Here is an 18,408-nt window from a genome sequence, read left to right as displayed (position 1 = left end):
CATAAATAAGGAGTCAGACATATGTCAGAAATCTACAAAGGAAACAAAGAATATTTTCCGGGAATCGGAAAGATCAAATTCGAAGGCAGAGGATCGGACAATCCCCTGGCCTTCAAATTCTACGATGAGAACAAAGTCATCGCCGGAAAGACGATGAAAGAGCATCTGCGTTTTGCCGTTGCCTACTGGCACACATTCTGCGCAGACGGAAGCGATCCTTTCGGAAACGGAACGATTGTCCATCCCTGGAAGAACGCCGAGGAAAAAGCCGATGCAGCCTTTGAATTCATTACAAAAGTGGGTGCTCCCTATTACTGCTTCCACGACATAGACGCGTCTCCCGATGCGGATTCGGTTACCGAATATGAAGCTAACTATAAAAAGACAACGGAACTGCTCCTGGAAAGACAGAAAGCCACCGGTGTCAAACTACTGTGGAACACGGCCAATGCCTTCTCTCATCCCCGCTATATGAACGGAGCTTCCACAAACCCCGATTTCAGAATCCTCGCCAGAGCGGCAGCCCAGATCAAAGCCTCTCTTGACGCGAATGTGATCCTCGGCGGTGAGAATTACGTATTCTGGGGCGGAAGGGAAGGGTACACAAGCCTTCTCAACACCAATATGAAAAAAGAACTGGAGCATATGGCTCAGTTCCTCACTCTGGCAAGAGATTACGGTAGAAAAATCGGATTCAAGGGAACGTTCCTCATCGAACCGAAACCCATGGAACCGTCAAAGCACCAGTACGATGTGGACTCGGCAACTGTTATCGGTTTCCTGAAAGAGCACGGACTGGAAAAGGATTTCAAACTCAATATCGAGGCCAACCACGCGACTCTGGCCGGACATTCATTCGATCATGAGCTGAGAGTGGCTGCCGACGCGGGACTTCTCGGATCGGTAGATGCCAATATCGGTGATCCTCAGAACGGATGGGATACGGACCAGTTCCCCACCAATGTCTACGACGCGCTTAAAGCCATGATGGTTATCATGGACAACGGCGGGCTCGGATCGGGCGGACTCAACTTCGATGCGAAGGTGAGAAGAAACTCCACCGACCTGGAAGACCTCTTCCATGCCCATATCGGCGGTATGGATACTTTTGCTCTGGCTCTTGAAGTAACTGATAAAATCAATCAGGACGGCAAACTGGCCGCTATGCTCGACAAGAGATACGAGTCTTTCAATACAGGCAAAGGTCTCGAGTTCGAACAGGGCAAGATGACTCTGGAAGATCTACGCGATTTCGCCGCTGCCGACGCTCCTGTGCCCCAGATCAGTGGTAAGCAGGAAATGATAGAGAATATGCTTAACCGATATATGTTCGGTTGATAAAGTATATAAGATAGTCTCCTTTTTCGTTTTTTCCGGGGACTGTTCCGTTGTTTGATGATGGGAACGGAGCAGTCCCCCCTTTTTTTTGTTGAAAAAGCCGGTTCGTGACAATAGAATTTAAAGTGGAAGTCCCGTAAAAGACGGGATCCTCCGTGACAGGAGGTTGTCATGATTAAAAGTACTGCCGCACAGAGCATTCAGAGAGCCGCTCAAAATTACCTGAAAAAAATTGACTGGGTTATGGAACACAACCCCGAAGACATCGGCGAACTCGCCTGCCTTTACGCCGGAATCAGCGGGATTAAAGAGTGCATTAAAGCTCTTCAGGAGGATAGCCTGATCACCAAAAGGGAAGAGGAGCTTCTGAATAGCGAGATGGAAGAACTCTATATCCACTGCCAGATTAAATAGATAAAATTATATCAATTCGAGCTGAATCAACCTTGACTAAGTTCACTATCATGGTGAAGAATGTTTTCACCGCAGGAGGAGTGAACATTGTCTGATCTGAACGATCTTCTATATAAAAAAAACTACACGGTGCAGGATATCGAAAAACTGCTCTCTCTCAGAAACACCGAAGATGTGGAGCGGTTGAAAAACAGAGCCAATGAAATTCTCAACTCTCATATCGGCGATTCCGTCTACTACAGAGGAATCGTTGAGTTTTCCAATATCTGCGCCCTCGACTGCCACTATTGCGGCATCCGCAAAAGCAATAAACAGGTGGACCGCTACAGTCTCGATCGCGAGACGGTTGTCTCTTCGGCGAAATGGTGCGCCGATCAGGGCTACGGTTCGGTCGTGCTTCAGTCGGGAGAAAGGCGGGATCCCGCTTTTGTCGATTATGTGGAAGATCTCATCAGGGAAATCAAGAAGGAAACCCGATCGGAAAAGCTTCCCGAAGGTGTCGGCATCACCCTCAGCGTCGGAGAGCAGAGCCTTGAAACTTACAGGCGGTTTTTTGCCGCGGGAGCCCATCGCTATCTCCTCCGCATTGAAACGACAAATGAAGAACTCTATCAGTCTCTCCATCCCGCTTCCCAGAAGCTTGAAGAGAGGATACTCTGCCTCGATTATCTCAAAGAAGCGGGATTTCAGGTCGGGACGGGAGTCATGATCGGCTCTCCCGGTCAGACAACAGCCATGCTGGCCAGGGATATTCTTTTTTTTAAGGAAAAGGACATCGATATGATCGGAATGGGACCCTATCTCGTTCACAATCAGACCCCTATGGCATCAGAAGGTCAAATGGAGAAGGATGAGCTTCTGCAGCTGTCGCTCAATATGATTGCAGTCTGCCGGATTGTTCTCAAAGATGTGAATATAGCCGCCACCACGGCTCTGCAGGCAGTTGTGCCAGACGGCCGGGAGAGAGGGCTTTCCTATGGTGCCAATGTCACCATGCCCAACATTACACCCACAGAGGTTCGCTCCAGCTATAAACTCTATGAAGGGAAACCCTGCATGGATGAAGGGCGGCAGGAGTGCAAGAGCTGCCTTCTGGGCAGAGTCCGGTCGATCGGGAGAGATGTTGCATTCGATCAGTGGGGTGATTCGAAACATTATGCCGCGCGAAAGGCGCAGCTTGAAGCCAATGTATGCTAAAAAAGAGAGCTTCTGATTTTTCGTATTTTTGAGATCTTGCTGACCCTGAGTACAATCGGTTCTTCGTCGGGGAGTATTCTCCCTTCGAGGATCCTGTCGTTTTCCTCTTTTTTCAACTCCAGAGGCTGAACGAGAATACTCCGCGCATCTCCTCCTGAAAAATATGTCAGTTCCAGTCTGTCGGAGCTGTTCTGCAGGGCCGATTCGACGAGACGGACCTTCCCCTGAAAATTCATTCCCCGCGCTTCGGTAATCTCAGGACGGACAATTCCCTTGTTGATTTGATTAGGATGAAAGATCAGCTTCCTTCTTATTCTCGCTTCCAGCTCCTTTTTCTCATCGCCTTTTATTCCGCTCTTATCGAGAATCTTCAGCAGCTTTTCTGTCAGCTCTGTCCCTTTCTCTGAATCCTCTCTGAAAGTCTGATTCCAAAGAGACCGGGTAGTCAGTTTCCAGTTGAAATGCTTTGTCAGTACGGGAGTATTGAACTCTTCCTTCTTCTCTAGCGAACTGTCCATAACTCTTGGGGTTATGGAGAGGTTTTCCAGAGCTTCCAGCCATTGGCGCTCATATCCCTCTTTCATCATATACACGCCATCGGCCAGCACTTCGAGAATGAATGGTTTGAGCACATCAGTTTTTTCAATAAAGATTCTCTTGTCCTCGGCCACTTTCATAACCGTCCCTTTATAGATCATGACTTTTTCATGCTCGCTGGCCCAGTCGTCAAGAGAGATGGATATATTCTGAGGAATGTCCTTACCGCTGAGGGTTTCCAGATGGTCCCTTAACTGAACCGGAGTTAATCCGCCGCTGAAAGCTCTCAGAAAGCTTTTTCTGGTCAGGCTGAAACGGGAGTAGAGATCGTATTGGATCAAATCCAGTGCTCCGGCCGTTTCGATCAGATCGCCGAGAGATGCGGTCTGTCTGACTGTCACTTCAAAATTGGGCTGGACGATCAGGGGGTGATCATCATGTGGGGAATTCTCCTCTCTGAATTGAAGTATCCCGTTTAATTTGAGACCCTGTCCCGAATGGACCAGAATATTGAGATCACAGAGGATTTTCTGCACTTTCTCCGGATGAAAAGCCGGTCCGGTAGAACAGAAAATAAGGAAGTACGGTGCCAGTGAATCGCTGTAGACTGATCGGCCTTCGGGAAAGTTTTTGAAAAACCGCACAAAGAAGTCAGCCATGGCGGCAACGCCTGCGGGACTGTCCGCCAGCGCGGCTCCGTAATAGAGGCTGTATCGGTCTCTCTCCGGTCTATCGGCCAAACGGATCCACTCACCATGATTGAGGGAAATATCCCCTTCTATGATTTCAAGAAGATGGAGATTTGTCAGCATTTTCAAAACCAGATTGAACCGTTCGAGCCCTTCGTCTCCGGCGAAAACATGGGGGAAAAGTTCTTCCAGTTTGTCGGAGCCCCTCTTTTTGACAGAGCCGTCGATTTTTATCAGATTGCTGTCGGAACGGAAGAAGGAGTAGAGGGCTATCATCAGAGGATCGCAGAACCATAAGGGGGGATCGAATCCCGCAGCGGCTTCCTCCGTTTTGATAAGGAGAGAAGGGGAAATGTAATCCCGTTGCAGTTCTTCCTCGAAAAGGGGCGTCAGATTATATATCCCCTTGCGCCGATAGATAAGAAAACGCTCTTCCAGATTCCCGATCCGCGTCAGCAGTTCGAGATAGGTCCATCGGGGAAAACTGGAACGCAGCTGTGATTCCGTCGCTCCGCCCGTCAGTCCTACAGCGGAGAGAAGTCTCGCTTCATCTTCATCTATCAGTGAGAGGAGCGTATCGCGTATGTCGTTGCTGGAAAGAAAATTGACCAGCCTGTTCATCAGATCCTGCTTGTTGAAGGGCGTTTCTATTCTGCCCAGGTAGTTCCGCATGAGATCGAAGAATGTGTTGTCGTTAATGGCCAGAATGATTTTCCGCCATTCCTCATCTTTAGTCATGTATAAATTCGTCTCTTCCCCACATTTCTATATGATACTTGTAACCCTGTTCCGTAAGAAACTGCTGCCGGTTGGCCGCGTACTCCTCTTCAACCGTATACCGGGAGACAACTGAATAAAAGTAGGAATTTTTTTCTTTGGGCCGCAGAATCCTTCCCAGCCTCTGAGCCTCCTCCTGGCGTGAACCGAATGTTCCCGAAATCTGGATGGCCACTGAAGCGTCAGGCAGGTTGATGGCGAAGTTCGCCACTTTCGATACGACAAGAACATGGATTTTTTTCCGGCGGAAATCCTCGAAGATGCGCTCCCTTTCCTGGTTCGGAGTTTTACCCGTGATTATGGGAGCTTTTAATGCTTTGGATATTTTCTGCAGCTGATCGATATACTGTCCGATCACGAGAATTGAATCCTCCCGGTGGTTGGCTATCAGCTCCGAAGTGATTTCCATTTTAATCGGGTTTTCTGAAGCGATGCGGAATTTCCGCCTCTGATCGGCTGTGGCGTAATGGATTTTTTCATCTTCCGGAAGGTCTATGCGGATTTCGTGACAGATCGCCTCGGCTATCCATCCCTGGGCTTCAAGCTGTTTCCAGGGGATTTCAAAGCGCTTGGGACCAACCAGGGAAAAGACGTTTTCCTCCGCGCCGTCCTCTCTTACGAGAGTGGCTGTCAATCCGACCCTCCGAACGGTCTGCAATTCGGCGGTCACCCTGAAAACGGGTGCGGGAAGCAGATGAACTTCATCATATATGATCAGGCCCCAGTTTCTCTCCCGGAATAGTTGAAAATGCTTATAGGCGCTTTCTTTGTCTTTTCGCCACACCAGTATCTGATAGGTCCCGATAGTTATACCCTTAATCTCTTTCCGGTCGCCGGTGTATTCGCCTATTTCCTCGCGGGAGAGGGTGCTCTTGTCAGTCAGTTCGTCGATCCACTGATGGACCGCCGCCACATTGGTCGTCAGAATAAGGGTATTGGTTTTCAGAAGGTCCATTATGGTCATGCCGACGATGGTTTTTCCCGAACCGCAGGGCAGAACAATCGTGCCGAAGCCCGTTCCGGGACGGTTATTGCCCACAAAGGCTTCCGCAGCTTCCCTCTGGTATTCTCTGACCTGGAAATCGCTTCCGTCCAGTCTTTTATCGCGCAGATGGAAATCGAGAGGGTCTCCCTTTTTGAGGGAGGCCAGATCCTCCACCGGGTAGCCCAGCTTAATCAGTTCCAGTTTTATGGTGCCCCTGTCGTAAAGCTGCAGAAGAAAAGAGTTGCCGTGTCTTGTCAGATATCTGGCCAGTTTTCTGTTCGCGGCGATTTCCGCATCGATAAGCTTGTCATCGATATGAAGCTGGAGTATGGCCGGATCTTCAGTTTCGGTCAGTTTCAGTTTTCCGAAGCGGGAAATCAGATCCCGGATGCGGAAGCTGACGTTCTCGGGAATGGGATACCGGGAGTGTTTTTCCAGTATCTCAAGAACTTCATCCGCCCTTATTCCCGCCGAGGCTCCGTTCCAGAGTGAAAGGGGGGAAATTCTGTATGTGTGTATATGTTCCGGCGATTTTTCCAGTTCGCAAAAAGGATTGATATCGGCCCGGGCTGCTTCAAAGCTGTCATTGTGAACTTCCAGGAGTATTGAACTGTCTCCCTGGACGATCAGGGGCTTCATGCTGTTTCCAACCATAAGAGTTCATTTTAAACCACAGAGCCTGAATTTACAATAGAAGGGAAAAATCAGGTCAAGGAAGCTTCTGGGTGGCGCAGTTCCGGCCTGATTCTTTTGAGAGGTATAAAGCCACATCGGCCCGTTCATTCAGGCTGCTGTAAGTGTCGCCTTTGGTATGGGTTGTGATTCCCAGGCTTATGGTGAAGGAGAAAGAACCGAAACCCGTATCGACGCGGATTTCCGAAACGGCCTTGCGAAGCCGCTCCGCCGCTTTCATCGCACTGTTTTCATCGGTAAGCGGTGCTATCACGACAAATTCTTCACCGCCTGTTCTATAAGCGGAGTCGGTGTTCCGAATTTTACCTTTTATGGTTTTCGCCAGCTCTTTCAAGGCGATATCACCGGCTCTGTGGCCGTAAGTGTCATTGATCTGTTTAAAGAGGTCTATATCAATCATAAGAATGGATAATTTGGAACCGTATCTTTCGGCGCGGAGAATTTCATCGCGTATCCGGGCATCATAATGCCTGCGGTTGAAAAGGCTGGTCAATTCATCGGTTATGATCATTTTTTCCAGATTTTCCCGGACTGATTTTTCGCCGGTTATGTCTCTGTGGGAACCGATCATCCGTCTCGCGGAACCGTGATTGTCCAGCTGCTTCTTACCTCTGTCCCTGACCCAGATCCATGTCCCGTCACTTCTTTTCATGCGGTATGTGCATTCGTAAATATCAGTTTTCCCGCTTATATGATCATTGAGAGCTTTAATTGTCTTTTCCAGATCATCGGGGTGGACCAGTTTTTTCCAGAATTCGAATGTATCCTCAATCTCATTTGCCGACAGAGCCAGCATTTCATACCATCTGTCGGAGTAAACGACCGAATCATCAGTCAGATCCCATTCCCAAACGGCTTCTTTCAGAGTCAGCAGCAATTGTTCGTAACGGTTGATCAGATCGTTATGACTTTCCATTTTTCTGTAATAGGCTGATACGTCGTTAAAAAAAAGTTCACAGTACCCGTCCCCGAGTCTGCCTCTGATGCTGACATGTTTTGTGTCGCCTTTCCTGTCCCTGAGTTTGAAGTCGGAAAGCCGGAAAAAGGGTTCCGCTTTATCCAGGGCCGCCTCCAGCTCATCGGAAAAGGCTTTCCTGTCATCGGGATGAATAAACGATGTCAGCTTTTTTTTGTTTTCCGGTTCAAAAAAAGGCGTTTCACCCATGAGGAGAATAGATTTCCTGTCGTGCAGCGAGAGTTTGAGGTATATGTCTGAGAATATCGAGTTCTTATCAATCATGATACTTCTGCTTCTGATATCTTCTTCCTAATCAGTCCTGTTGTCAATTGTTTTGAGTCAGCAGCTCTTCCAGATTCTCTCTCGGCTTATCATCCGGCGCCACCAGAGCCTGCAGTTCTCCGGCCAATTCTCTCATCTCTTCCCGGGCCGTCATACAGTGGTCGTATATGAGAAGCTTGCCTATGGGGGAGGCTAGCAGTTTTTTGACTCTGCTCTTGAGAAAGACGCAGGGCATCAATAGAGTGAGTTTCAGCTTTCCCGGGGCAACGGGATGTCCCTGGCGCCTGAGCGCGGCTGAACCTTCTTTTGCAGCTTTCAGGCTCTTCTGAAGCAGATCACCGTTTTCGGAAAGGGAAACATTGTCTCCTCCGTCACGGTAGAGAGCCAGCGACAGCGGGACCACAAGCGCCAGATGATGTTTCAGCCAGGCATCCATCCGGTTCGTTTTCCTGAGAGAGCAACCGGCCCAGGTGAATATCTTTCCCAGTTTTCTGATTTTTCTGGCTGTCTTTTTATTCACGCCTATGGTGATTCCCGGCTTTTTTCCATGGACCGAGTAAACGGTATCTCCTTCTCTCTTACCGCCGACACCGGCAAAAGCGAGACTGACCTTCTGTACTTTCAACGGCGGGCAGAGCCCGTCGAGCCCGGTTCCGTTATTTCCGGCAAATATGAAGTGATCGGACCGGTTCGATCTCAGGTCTTCCATCAACGGGGCGATCTGGGTCTTGCGGAGAAAAACAAATACGTAATCGTAGATATCTCCGCTTTCCAGTGTTTTTATAACCGGTATGCTGTCTATGGTTGTGACATTCTGTACGACATGATGGATTTTAAGACCATTTTCGCTCAGCCTTTTGTGTGTATCGTTTCTGGCCAGAATTTTCAGCTCAAAGTTTTCCTTCAATTTCCTTTCCAGCTTTTCTCTGCTGCTGGCCAGATAAGAGGCGAACAGGCTGCCGGTTACGCCGGCTCCGATTATCAGTATTCTCATACTGCAATTATAGGGGATAGTATGATTCTCCGCCTTATTCTTTTATGGAATTTCCGATCTGATCTTTATCGAGGAAACCGAGATATACAGCGATGTCGCCGAATTTCATTTCTTTATGGTCTTTCTGGTAATTCAATACCATCTCTGCCTGTTCGAATGACAGAAGATCGAGACGAATGTACTGTTCTCCGATTTTCTCTTTCATAATTAGCTAATCTTAGCTCTCTTTCAGTTCAATTTCAAATGTTTTTCCCCCATAGTCCATTCTCAGTTCCCTCCTGATGGAAGGGATTTTGTCCTCACTGTGATGAGTTACGTAGAGAAGGGTGGTCTCCCCTTTGTTACCCAGGATATCAATGAGCTTGAGGATCATCAATCTGTTCACTTCATCGAGACCCTGGCAGGGTTCATCGAGAATGAGCAGCGGGGGGTGTTTCACCATGGCGCGGGCTATGAGAACGAGACGCTGTTCTCCGAAGGATAGACTCTGAAAAGGTCTGTCGGCTTTGTTTTCCATTTTTATCAGTCTAAGCCATTGCTCCGCCAGTCCCGCTTCACTTTCGCTGTAATGCTGATAGACGCCTATGGAGTCGTAAAATCCCGAAATGATGACCAGTTTGACCGATGTCCGTACACGATATTCTCTCTGCAGCGATGAAGAGACGTAACCTATGTGTTTTTTGATATCCCATACGGTCTCACCGCTTCCTTTTTTCATTCCGAAAAGAGAAATATCATTGGCATAGGCCTGGGGATTATCCCCTGTGATCAGACTTAAAAGAGTGCTTTTCCCCACGCCGTTCGGGCCGACAATTTTCCAGTGCTGCCCCCTCAATACGGTCCAGTCGAGGTTTTTGATTACCTCTCTGCCGTCATAGGCGACACGGATATTTTTCATATTAACCAGCAGCGGACCGCCGTAGAGCCCGTCGTCCGATCGGGGGGTCGAAGGCAGCGGCGGTACCGATTCTCCCTGAAAATGGTGGAGTCTCCAAAGCTCCTCCGACCGGAGTATGAATTCCCTGTCTCCCCGGAGGACCAGAGTCCTGTCCTGCATATAGCCGAGATTCTCAATCGAATCGGGAATTTCACTGAATCGGTTGAGAAGCAGGATGATCTGAATCCCCTGTTCCATCAGCTGGTTTATCAATTGCGACAGATCATGGCGGGAGTCGACATCAAGCCCTTCATAGGGCTCATCGAGAATCATCAGGTCGGGATGGCTCATCAACTCTTCCGCAATGAGTACTTTTCTCAGTTCTCCCGTTGAGAGATACTTCAAGCCCCTGTCCAGCAGATCGGTAAACCGGAATCTTTCGGCCAGACCGGCCATTTCCTGCTCCGTGCCGTTCCGCTCGAGAATGAACCGGGAAGCCGAACGACCGGGGTCGGGTCGGTCGAGGATATCGCTCTCATCCTCCCTTCTCTCCCTGTCAATAATCTCTCTCTCCTTTTCAAAAGAGACGTATCCGCATTTACCCGGCCAGAGGCGGCCTATAAGCTGCCCCAACCGGCTTTTCCCCGAACCGTTGGCACCGAGAAAGACCCAGTCGGCTCCTTTTTCTATTTCCAGATTAATATTTCTCAGATATACGATTCCCCGTATTTCTTCACTATAGTCAGTCAGTTTTAATGATTTCACATCTCTATTCTCCAGGATTCTCCTTTTTTTCTCAAATCCTTTTTTCTGCGGCCGAAAATAGAGAAAGATGAAGGACTCTCTTAAGCTTTTTATTGCCAATTTATCTCTTCTCATAATATTTGCGGCGGCGGGGCTCTGCTTTTTCCCCGGGCTCGAGGTCCCGGTCTATCTGTTGGTCTCCGCGGTTATTATCGCCGGAGGGTTAATCAACGGGCGGCTTCTGCAAAAGCGGAATGGAGAAGGAAGAAGATATGTCTCAGACCTTTCGGAGACTTTGATGCGACAATCTCCTCAGGGAATCTTCATCATTGACCGCGACGGATTTATCGTCGATCTGAACCTGAAAGGGGAGTCCTGGTTCTATGACGCCAGAGAGGATATCTGCGGAAAGTCACTGTTCCGCAACGTCGATTGTTCCCTTACGGGCAACCGCCGCTTCAAAACGATTTTCTTTAACGATATGGGAACCCATTTTCCCGCCGAAGTCCATGTCAGAAGGCTCGATGGGGAAAGAAGGAACCATTATGCGGTTTTTATTGAAGACCTGACTGAAATAGTCCGGGAGCAGGACAAACTGCTCCGCATGGCCAATGAAGACGCTCTAACAGGTCTTCTGAACCGGCGGAGTTTTCTGCTGGAACTGAAAAAAGAGATAGACCGTTCGAACCGGACCGGTCTTGACTGCACTCTGGTCCTGATCGATCTGGATCACTTCAAAAACATTAACGACACCTACGGCCATGATTTCGGTGATGAAGTGCTCCGCGTCTTTTCGGCTGTGCTCCGGGAAAACTGCCGGAGTCTTGATATTATCTGCCGCTACGGAGGTGAGGAATTCGTCGTTCTGCTTCCCCACACAAAACCGGGAAGCGCCTTGAATTATCTGGAGAGAGTCCGTACTGATTTCGCCTCTTATCCCTACAGCCGTAATATCCGGCCCACCTTCAGCTGCGGTGTAACCGGAGGGAAGCTGAAAGGAGCAGAAGGGGAAGTGGACCGGTTGCTCAAAGAAGCCGACACGCTTCTCTACCGGGCAAAGGAGAAAGGGCGCGACCGTATTGAAGTGCCTGAAAACAGCTCTTCTGAAAAAATCCGGGTCGTTTCATAATCGATACTTTTCCGCTTCGGTTACTATCATCGGCGATTCTTTCAGAAGCGATGTGAGAAAAACAGCTGCAATTGTCAGCGCCACAAAAATCATCATCCACAGTTTTATTCCCTGTTCAGTATTCATTTGAGCCACAAAAATCAAGCCGGAAATCTGTCCCGAGAGCAATATGACTCCCTGCGATGTCGATTCCGGAGCGGGAGAACTGACTTCCGCAGCATACTGAAAGCCCAGAGGTCCGGCGCTCATGACAAAAAATCCCAGAAAAAAGGAACTGGCCATCAGAGGTGCGAAAGAGGTGAAAAAAGCCAGGCCCGCAACGGAAGGAAGCATACCTATCATGCATATCTGAAGAAAAATCTTTCTTTTGCGCATTTTATCGGAGAGGACGGGGATTATCAGCGCGCCGATTATTCCTCCCAGCAGCATAATTCCCCCGGTCAGGCCGCTTTGTTCCATGGAAAGCCCTTTGGCGGCACAGATAGAATCGATCACTGTTGAAACGGCGTTAAACAGTCCCAGGCCTATGAAAAAGAGAATCAGGAGAAGCTGCATGTCCCGCAATCCGAATATGCGTTTTATACCTTTGACAAAGCTCTGTTTTTCAATTGTTTCATTAGACGGAGCGGTCGGCGGCTTTTCCCTGATCAGAAGCGCCGCGGCGAGTCCGGAGACAAAAGTGAACGCCCCGTAAATCAGGAGCATGGTATTCATTCCCGATACAGATACGATCTCTCCGGCTTCTCCGTATCCCACGCGGATCATAAAAGGCGTGGCGATCATGACGATAATGATCCCCAGGTACTGGGCCAACGCAGCCAGACCGGCTGCCGTGCCCCGCTCATTAAGGGGAAACCACCTTACAGTAACAGCTGTCACCGAATTGAGTATAAAGGGTTGGGCAATGGCGAGACCGGTCTGAAAAAGCAGGACGGTTTTGAAGTTATCTGCAAAAAGTCCCTTTCCCAGAGCGCTGACCCCGGCGATAAGGGCACCGAGAGCGATTCCCTTCTTTATTCCGTACGTATCGATTATGTAAGAGGCGGGAATGCAGAGAATGAGAAAAACAAACATATAGATCATAGACAGAAAATCAATATTGAAAAGAGAACCCTCTACGAGTTGAGATCTGTAGTGGAACTGAGCGGCTCGCGCGATCGGCGCGAATGTCAGCCACTGTATTTCCACAGCCATGGTAATAAGAAAAAACGCTGCCAGAACAACCCACCGGTATCGGTATAATTTGATATTTTCCATTTAGATCCCCCGGGTTTCCATTGTAAACCTGTAAAAAGTGAGCGGCAACTCATATTTTATGGAAAAATGATCCCTTTAGAGGAAAATTAAGTGTTTTTTCCCTTAAGGCTCTTATAATGATTAATATAAGGGGATGCTTTATGTCAGATAGTGAAAACAACATCAGCAATAATAATAAAAAGATATTCGTTCTCGATACCAATGTCCTCATTCACAAACCCGACGCCATTTTATCATTCAAGGAGAGCCATGTCGTTATACCTTTATGGGTTCTCGAAGAGCTGGACCACCTGAAAACCGAGCATTCCGACCGGGGGCGCAGCGCGCGCCATGCCATTCGTTTTCTCAATGACGCGAATAAAAACTGTAACGGCAATTTGCGGGACGGCTTGAAATTATCCGATAATATCACTCTCCAGGTCATGCTGACTCATCACGATTTCAAAGATCTTGATCTATCATTGACGAAAGCGGACAATAAAATCATTCTCTGCGCTTTCGATCTTCAACAGGAGGGCAATAAAGTCTTTTTTGTTTCCAAGGATATCAACGCGAGAATTAAAGCTCTTTCTCTGGGTGTCCACGCTGTTGATTACGAGAAGCATAAAGTCAGTATCCAGACTCTCTACGCGGGATACCGTCAGGAGAAGGTCGGAGAGGATTTTGTAAAGGAACTGATTGAGAAAGGTGAGGCCGAATGTACCAATAACGATGTCATCGCCAACCAGTTCACGGAATTTTCCACAGAAGAATCGGGCAAAACAGTGTACCTGAGTCGATTCGATAAAACAGCGAACAAATATTTCCATGTTCCTTCCTCCATAGAACCGGTTCTGGGAGTTTCTCCCCTGAATGTTAAACAGAGAATGGCTTTCGAGCTTCTCCTCAATCCCGATATCCAGTGTGTCACCCTGGTGGGCAAAGCGGGGACGGGGAAAACCCTGCTGGCGCTGGCTTCCGGTCTTAAACTGGTACTTGATGACAAGGAGTATACGAGGGTTCTGGTCAGCCGGCCTATTATCCCCATGGGGAAGGATCTGGGATACCTCCCCGGGGCCAAGAAGGATAAAATGTCCCATTGGATGCAGCCTCTTTATGATAACCTGGAGTATATCATCGGATCCTCGCGGTCCCAGAATCTGAAGAGCATAGATCATCTGTTAAGCAACAAGCTTATTGAAGTGGAAGCGCTCACTTATATAAGGGGAAGGACCCTTCCCAAACAGTTTATCATTATAGATGAAGCCCAGAATCTCTCTCCCCATGAAGTGAAAACCATTGTCAGCCGGGCAGGGAGCGATACGAAGGTGGTTCTGACCGGCGATCCCTACCAGATCGACAACCCTTATCTGGATGAAGAGTCCAACGGGCTCACCTATCTGGTCGAGGCGTTCAAAGGGCAGGAACTGGCCGGGCATATCACCCTGGGCAAATCGGAGAGGAGCAAGCTTGCCGAACTGGCAACAGAACTTTTATAGTGGGGTAATGGAAAAATACAGTGATGAACTGCTTGAGCAGATAGAAGTACTCAAGGAAAAGGCCGAGGAGAACCGCCTCCAGAAAAGCCTCGGGAATCTTTCCAGGCAGTTCAACGCCTGGAAAAAAAAGAACCTCGATTCCCGGACCCTGGCTTCTCATATCAAAGAGTGGTACTTTATCAATATGGAAGGCGGAAAATACACCTCCGGTTCCGATCCGGGGATGCCGATCGCCAAAGCTCTGACCGACGGTTACCTGAAAGAGAGCGATATTTCCCCTGAGCTCCTGTCGCGTTTGGAGATACTGATAGAAATTCTGAAAGTATAAAGAAAAAAATTATGTTTCTTGAATTAGATCTTTCATAGGATTATAATAAGGGTATGGAAGAGGAGAAGTTCTGCAAACATTGTCAAAAACCTCTTAAAGCTGAATATCAGTTCTGCCCTTATTGCGGCGCCCTGAATCTGGATGACCGGCAGTTCAAGCTGCCTGTTGAACCGGAAATTGTGGAAGAGCATGAGAATCTGGACAGACTGGATGTGCTTGAGGCTTGTCTGGATATCCTCGATTCCGAAATCTCTCAGTTCCTGGCCACCAAGTAATTACCTTTTTTTCATATTTTCATCAATCTCATCCAAAAAACCGGTAAGAGCGCTGCCTATATTAGTTTTTTTTGCAGCGGGGCTTGCGTTTCATTATCATTTAAGGAAGAGGCGGGGGTAACTATGAAGAGTTTAAGATATTCTGTCCTATTGCTAGCCTGGGTACTGCTTATTTCCTGCGGGGAGAAGGAACCTGTTAAGGTCGGGTTCACGAGCTGGCTCAGCGGCCCTAATTCGGTTCTGGGAATAGCAGGACGGGATGCGGTAGAATTGGCTTTTGATCAGGTTAATGAAGCCGGAGGGATCAACGGCCGGCTCGTCGAACTTGTTATTAAGGATGATCTGGGAGATGCGGAACAGGCGGTAAAAGGTGATCGTGAATTAATTGATGCCGGTTGTGTTGCCATTCTTGGACATATGCATAGTTCCATGTGTATCGCCGCTCTGCCCCAGATCAATGAGCAGAAAATTCTTATGATCAGTCCTACGGCGAGTTCCGATCAGCTTTCGGGGCAGGATGACTATTTTTTCCGCATAGCCCCTCTCGCTTCCATGGAAATTGAAAAGCTGGCGAAATATGCTGTGGATAATCTCAATCTGAAAAATATGGTCTGTGTATACGATATGTCCAATCAGGGATACAGCGAAAGGTGGAACAGCGATTTCAATGGAGAGCTTAAAAAAAGCGGGCGGTCATTTATCAGATCCATCCCGTTCAATTCAGTTGAAAACCCCGATTACGGTAAAATAGCTGAATCCATAATGAGTGCCGAGCCGGACGGACTCCTGCTTGTCGCCAATAGTATCAGCACTGCCCTTATCTGTCAGCAACTGGATAAAAGGGATGCCCGGATAGGGCTCCTCTCAACCGGGTGGGCCAATTCAGATGATTTTATCCAGACGGGAGGACCTGCTGTAAACGGAGTTACATTTGCTCAGGCAAGGGATCTAAACAGTTCCGGGGAAAAGTACCGTGATTTTGTAGACTCCTTCAAAGAGTCATATAACAGAGCCCCCGATATGGCATCAATTTATAGTTATGAGGCGGCTCTGGTTATGATTGACTTGCTGAAAAAAACAACCGATAGAGACAAATTAAGAGAAGAATTAAAATCGACAGGACGTTTTGATGGTCTGCAGCAGGATATTACTTTTGATGCTTTCGGTGAAAACCGGCAGGAAGAGTATTTCTATCTTCAGGTCAGGGATGGAAAACTTGTAACAATCAATCCTTAAGGTGAGTAGGGCAGGTGTATTATAAACCTGGATCCTTTTCCGGGGGCTGATTCGACATTCATCTGTCCGCGGTGTTCTTCGTGTATGATGAAATAGGATACACTCAATCCTAATCCGGTTCCGATGCCCGGTGGTTTGGTTGTAAAAAAAGGTTCGAATATTCTGCTTTTAATATCTTCGTCCATTCCCGGACCATTATCTTCCACTTCAATGCAAGCCATATTATTTTTCTGATCATGATAGATGCGAATGATAAATTGAGGGTCCTCTGTCTGTTTCTCCATAGCCTGGGCGCCGTTTCTCAGAAGGTTGAGAAAGACCTGCTGGAGTTTGGACGACTCACAGACCACAGGATTCATAGGGCTTTGGAATTCCCTTATAATTCTGATATTTCTGAAATCCTGTTCTTTTTTCATATCGTAATCGGTTCCGGCGATTTCTATGGTTTGATCAATCAGTACCGATAGGGAAACCGTCGATTTGCGGGAATCGGATTTTCTGGAGAAATTGAGCATGTTGGACACAATCGAGGAGATACGCTTGCCTGAATCCAGCATGGAGTCTATCATCCGCGGGATTTCCCTCCGTTCCATAAATGTCTTCATATCATCCAGATTGATTCCGAGTTCATCGGCGATCTTTTTATTGGCGGGGATGTCCACTTTATCGATAAGTCTTTTATTCAGGACATTGGCAGTTTGCATTATTCCCGCCAGAGGATTGTTTATTTCATGGGCCATTCCTGCGGCCAGGCCGCCGATGGAAAGCATTTTCTCGCTCTGGATCAGCAGTTCTTCCATTTTTGTTTTTTCTGTCACGTCGTCTATCCGGATAACTGCCCCTTCCGCTTCGTAATCAACCAGAGGGTAAACCAGAATATCTTCAAAATAACTGTGACTCTTCTCTACGCGACGTAATTTTCTTATTTCTTTCGGAATCCCCTTCTCTATGCTCTCTTTTATGGCTGATTCTTCACCTTTCAGCCGGGGTATGAGGACTCCCATCTTTTTGCCCATGGGATCATCATCCATATCAGACAGTCTTTTTTCTGCTGTGCGATTTAGCAGGGTAATATTCAGATCCTGATCAACACATATGAGAGCGGAAGGCATGGAGTTGATTATATCTTTGAGAAAAAATTGCAGCTCCTTAAGTTTCATTTCCCTCTGATTTACCGCGCCTATCATGACTTGAAAAGAATTGATCAGCTGATTAATTTCGCTGTATTTGCTGGAGTGGAAAGGCCGGTCATAATCTCCTTCAGCGGCGAATCTTGAATCGTTGTTAAGGTAGGCCAGAGGCTGGAGAATTCTTTTCAGACTGAGATAGGCTATTAAAATGGACAATACCAACGCCAGAAAGGAACCGAATATGACAATATTTATAATGGTATAAATGGAACTGAAAGCTTCTTTGACCGGCTGTGAAACGAGAACGATCCATCCTGTCGATTCCGTGCGGGATACGCTACCCAGATATTCCCGGTCCAGATGGCTGTAACGGTATGTTCCCGTTTCTCCTGATATACCCTTTTTCACCGGCATAAGGCTGACCAGTTTCTGACGTTCTCTGACAAACTGCCTGTTCTTGTGGGCTATAACTGTTCCGTCTCTGTCTGTCGCCGCGACGAATCCCGTACCGGCAATATTGGTTGCCTCCACAATGCGGCTGAGATAATCCAGATTCAGATACCCCAGGACCATTCCGTTCTTCATGGGAAGGGAAAGGATCACGGTCGGGCTGCCTGACTGAGGGGAAATATACGTAGGCGACCACAATGGTTCGCCGGTTTCTTCGGTTCGTTTGTAAATTTCCAGATAGGAAAGGTTCATCATTCTGATATTTTCATCGACAGGGGCGAGGTGTCGGACACGCCCCTCTGCACTGATTATCTGGATCATATCGAAGTTTTTATTAATGGAAAGCATGGACAGGAGCAAATCATCTGTTTCGCTCTCCGATGCAATTTCATTCTCTTCTGTCAGATCTTTGATCAGCTTGAGGAAATCCATGGATTCGCTTTTAAACACATCGATTTCTCTGGAAAGACTCCGGGAGAGGAGAAGATTTTTCTCTTCTATCTCACTTTGAAGGTTGCGGTTCAGTATCTGCAGAGAGAAAACACCGAAAAAAACAACGGGAAGGAGAGAGATGAGAACAAAACTTAATGTCAGGGCCTTTCTCAGGCTTTTAATAAGAGCCATATGAAGTTAATTATAA

16 protein-coding genes are annotated in these 18,408 nt (G+C 47.8%); 8 read left to right on the top strand and 8 right to left on the bottom strand.

Annotated features, from left to right (window positions below; all coding sequences use genetic code 11):
• Positions 1–21 precede the first annotated feature (21 nt).
• From xylA to hydE, 3 genes are all read left to right on the top strand, one after another.
• On the top strand, positions 22–1,338 hold the full coding sequence (gene xylA, locus HNR50_RS16195) for a xylose isomerase (RefSeq protein ID WP_184747835.1): 1,317 nt from the start codon (positions 22–24) through the stop codon (positions 1,336–1,338).
• Positions 1,339–1,509: 171 nt separating this feature from the next.
• Entirely contained in the window at positions 1,510–1,752 is a 243-nt protein-coding gene (locus HNR50_RS16190; protein ID WP_184747834.1) for a hypothetical protein, read from the top strand.
• A gap of 87 nt (positions 1,753–1,839) precedes the next feature.
• Positions 1,840–2,949: a [FeFe] hydrogenase H-cluster radical SAM maturase HydE gene (gene hydE, locus HNR50_RS16185; protein WP_184747833.1), complete on the top strand. Its 1,110-nt coding sequence runs from the start codon at positions 1,840–1,842 to the stop codon at positions 2,947–2,949.
• Here the strand turns inward: hydE and HNR50_RS16180 are convergent.
• The 6 genes from HNR50_RS16180 to modF are packed head-to-tail and all read right to left on the bottom strand — an operon-like array spanning position 2,946 to position 10,506.
• Complete coding sequence (locus HNR50_RS16180; protein ID WP_184747832.1) at positions 2,946–4,913, bottom strand: hypothetical protein; 1,968 nt, start codon at positions 4,911–4,913, stop codon at positions 2,946–2,948. The two genes, hydE and HNR50_RS16180, sit on opposite strands and share 4 nt — an antisense overlap.
• A complete protein-coding gene (locus tag HNR50_RS16175) occupies positions 4,906–6,591 on the bottom strand; it encodes a DNA repair helicase XPB (RefSeq protein ID WP_184747831.1) in 1,686 nt (561 codons plus the stop codon). The genes HNR50_RS16180 and HNR50_RS16175 overlap by 8 nt, the downstream gene beginning before the upstream one ends.
• A gap of 55 nt (positions 6,592–6,646) precedes the next feature.
• On the bottom strand, positions 6,647–7,870 hold the full coding sequence (locus tag HNR50_RS16170; protein ID WP_184747830.1) for a sensor domain-containing diguanylate cyclase: 1,224 nt from the start codon (positions 7,868–7,870) through the stop codon (positions 6,647–6,649).
• A gap of 43 nt (positions 7,871–7,913) precedes the next feature.
• Positions 7,914–8,864 (bottom strand): ketopantoate reductase family protein, encoded by a 951-nt coding sequence (locus HNR50_RS16165; RefSeq protein WP_184747829.1) that lies wholly within the window; start codon positions 8,862–8,864, stop codon positions 7,914–7,916.
• A 34-nt stretch (positions 8,865–8,898) separates the two neighbouring features.
• On the bottom strand, positions 8,899–9,069 hold the full coding sequence (locus tag HNR50_RS16160) for a hypothetical protein (protein WP_184747828.1): 171 nt from the start codon (positions 9,067–9,069) through the stop codon (positions 8,899–8,901).
• 12 nt (positions 9,070–9,081) lie between these two features.
• The gene (gene modF, locus HNR50_RS16155; protein ID WP_221439913.1) at positions 9,082–10,506 is read right to left on the bottom strand and encodes a molybdate ABC transporter ATP-binding protein ModF; all 1,425 of its coding nucleotides are present in this window, start codon (positions 10,504–10,506) and stop codon (positions 9,082–9,084) included.
• A 67-nt stretch (positions 10,507–10,573) separates the two neighbouring features.
• Here modF and HNR50_RS16150 point away from each other — a divergent pair, with 67 nt between their 5' ends.
• Positions 10,574–11,614, top strand: coding sequence for a sensor domain-containing diguanylate cyclase (locus HNR50_RS16150; RefSeq protein ID WP_221439912.1), 1,041 nt, complete (start codon positions 10,574–10,576; stop codon positions 11,612–11,614).
• Here the strand turns inward: HNR50_RS16150 and HNR50_RS16145 are convergent.
• A complete protein-coding gene (locus tag HNR50_RS16145) occupies positions 11,609–12,871 on the bottom strand; it encodes an MFS transporter (RefSeq protein ID WP_184747825.1) in 1,263 nt (420 codons plus the stop codon). The two genes, HNR50_RS16150 and HNR50_RS16145, sit on opposite strands and share 6 nt — an antisense overlap.
• 140 nt (positions 12,872–13,011) lie before the next feature.
• Between HNR50_RS16145 and HNR50_RS16140 the strand changes: the two genes are divergently transcribed.
• The 4 genes from HNR50_RS16140 to HNR50_RS16125 all read left to right on the top strand — a co-directional run bounded on the left by HNR50_RS16140 (position 13,012) and on the right by HNR50_RS16125 (position 16,188).
• Positions 13,012–14,349, top strand: a complete 1,338-nt coding sequence (locus HNR50_RS16140; protein ID WP_184747824.1) for a PhoH family protein — start codon at positions 13,012–13,014, stop codon at positions 14,347–14,349.
• A 7-nt stretch (positions 14,350–14,356) separates the two neighbouring features.
• Positions 14,357–14,677 carry a hypothetical protein gene (locus HNR50_RS16135; RefSeq protein WP_184747823.1) on the top strand — a complete coding sequence of 107 codons (321 nt, stop codon included), beginning with the start codon at positions 14,357–14,359 and terminating at the stop codon, positions 14,675–14,677.
• Positions 14,678–14,730: 53 nt separating this feature from the next.
• Complete coding sequence (locus tag HNR50_RS16130) at positions 14,731–14,952, top strand: zinc-ribbon domain-containing protein (protein ID WP_184747822.1); 222 nt, start codon at positions 14,731–14,733, stop codon at positions 14,950–14,952.
• Positions 14,953–15,075: 123 nt separating this feature from the next.
• The gene (locus HNR50_RS16125) at positions 15,076–16,188 is read left to right on the top strand and encodes an ABC transporter substrate-binding protein (RefSeq protein WP_184747821.1); all 1,113 of its coding nucleotides are present in this window, start codon (positions 15,076–15,078) and stop codon (positions 16,186–16,188) included.
• On the opposite strand, the gene HNR50_RS16120 is transcribed toward HNR50_RS16125, so the two are convergent.
• On the bottom strand, positions 16,185–18,392 hold the full coding sequence (locus HNR50_RS16120) for a sensor histidine kinase (protein WP_184747820.1): 2,208 nt from the start codon (positions 18,390–18,392) through the stop codon (positions 16,185–16,187). The two genes, HNR50_RS16125 and HNR50_RS16120, sit on opposite strands and share 4 nt — an antisense overlap.
• Positions 18,393–18,408 lie beyond the last annotated feature (16 nt).

The organism is Spirochaeta isovalerica (assembly GCF_014207565.1).
GTDB lineage: Bacteria > Spirochaetota > Spirochaetia > DSM-2461 > DSM-2461 > Spirochaeta_F > Spirochaeta_F isovalerica.
Note: the sequence above shows the minus strand (reverse complement) of the source record. Positions and strands in the feature narration are given on the sequence as shown.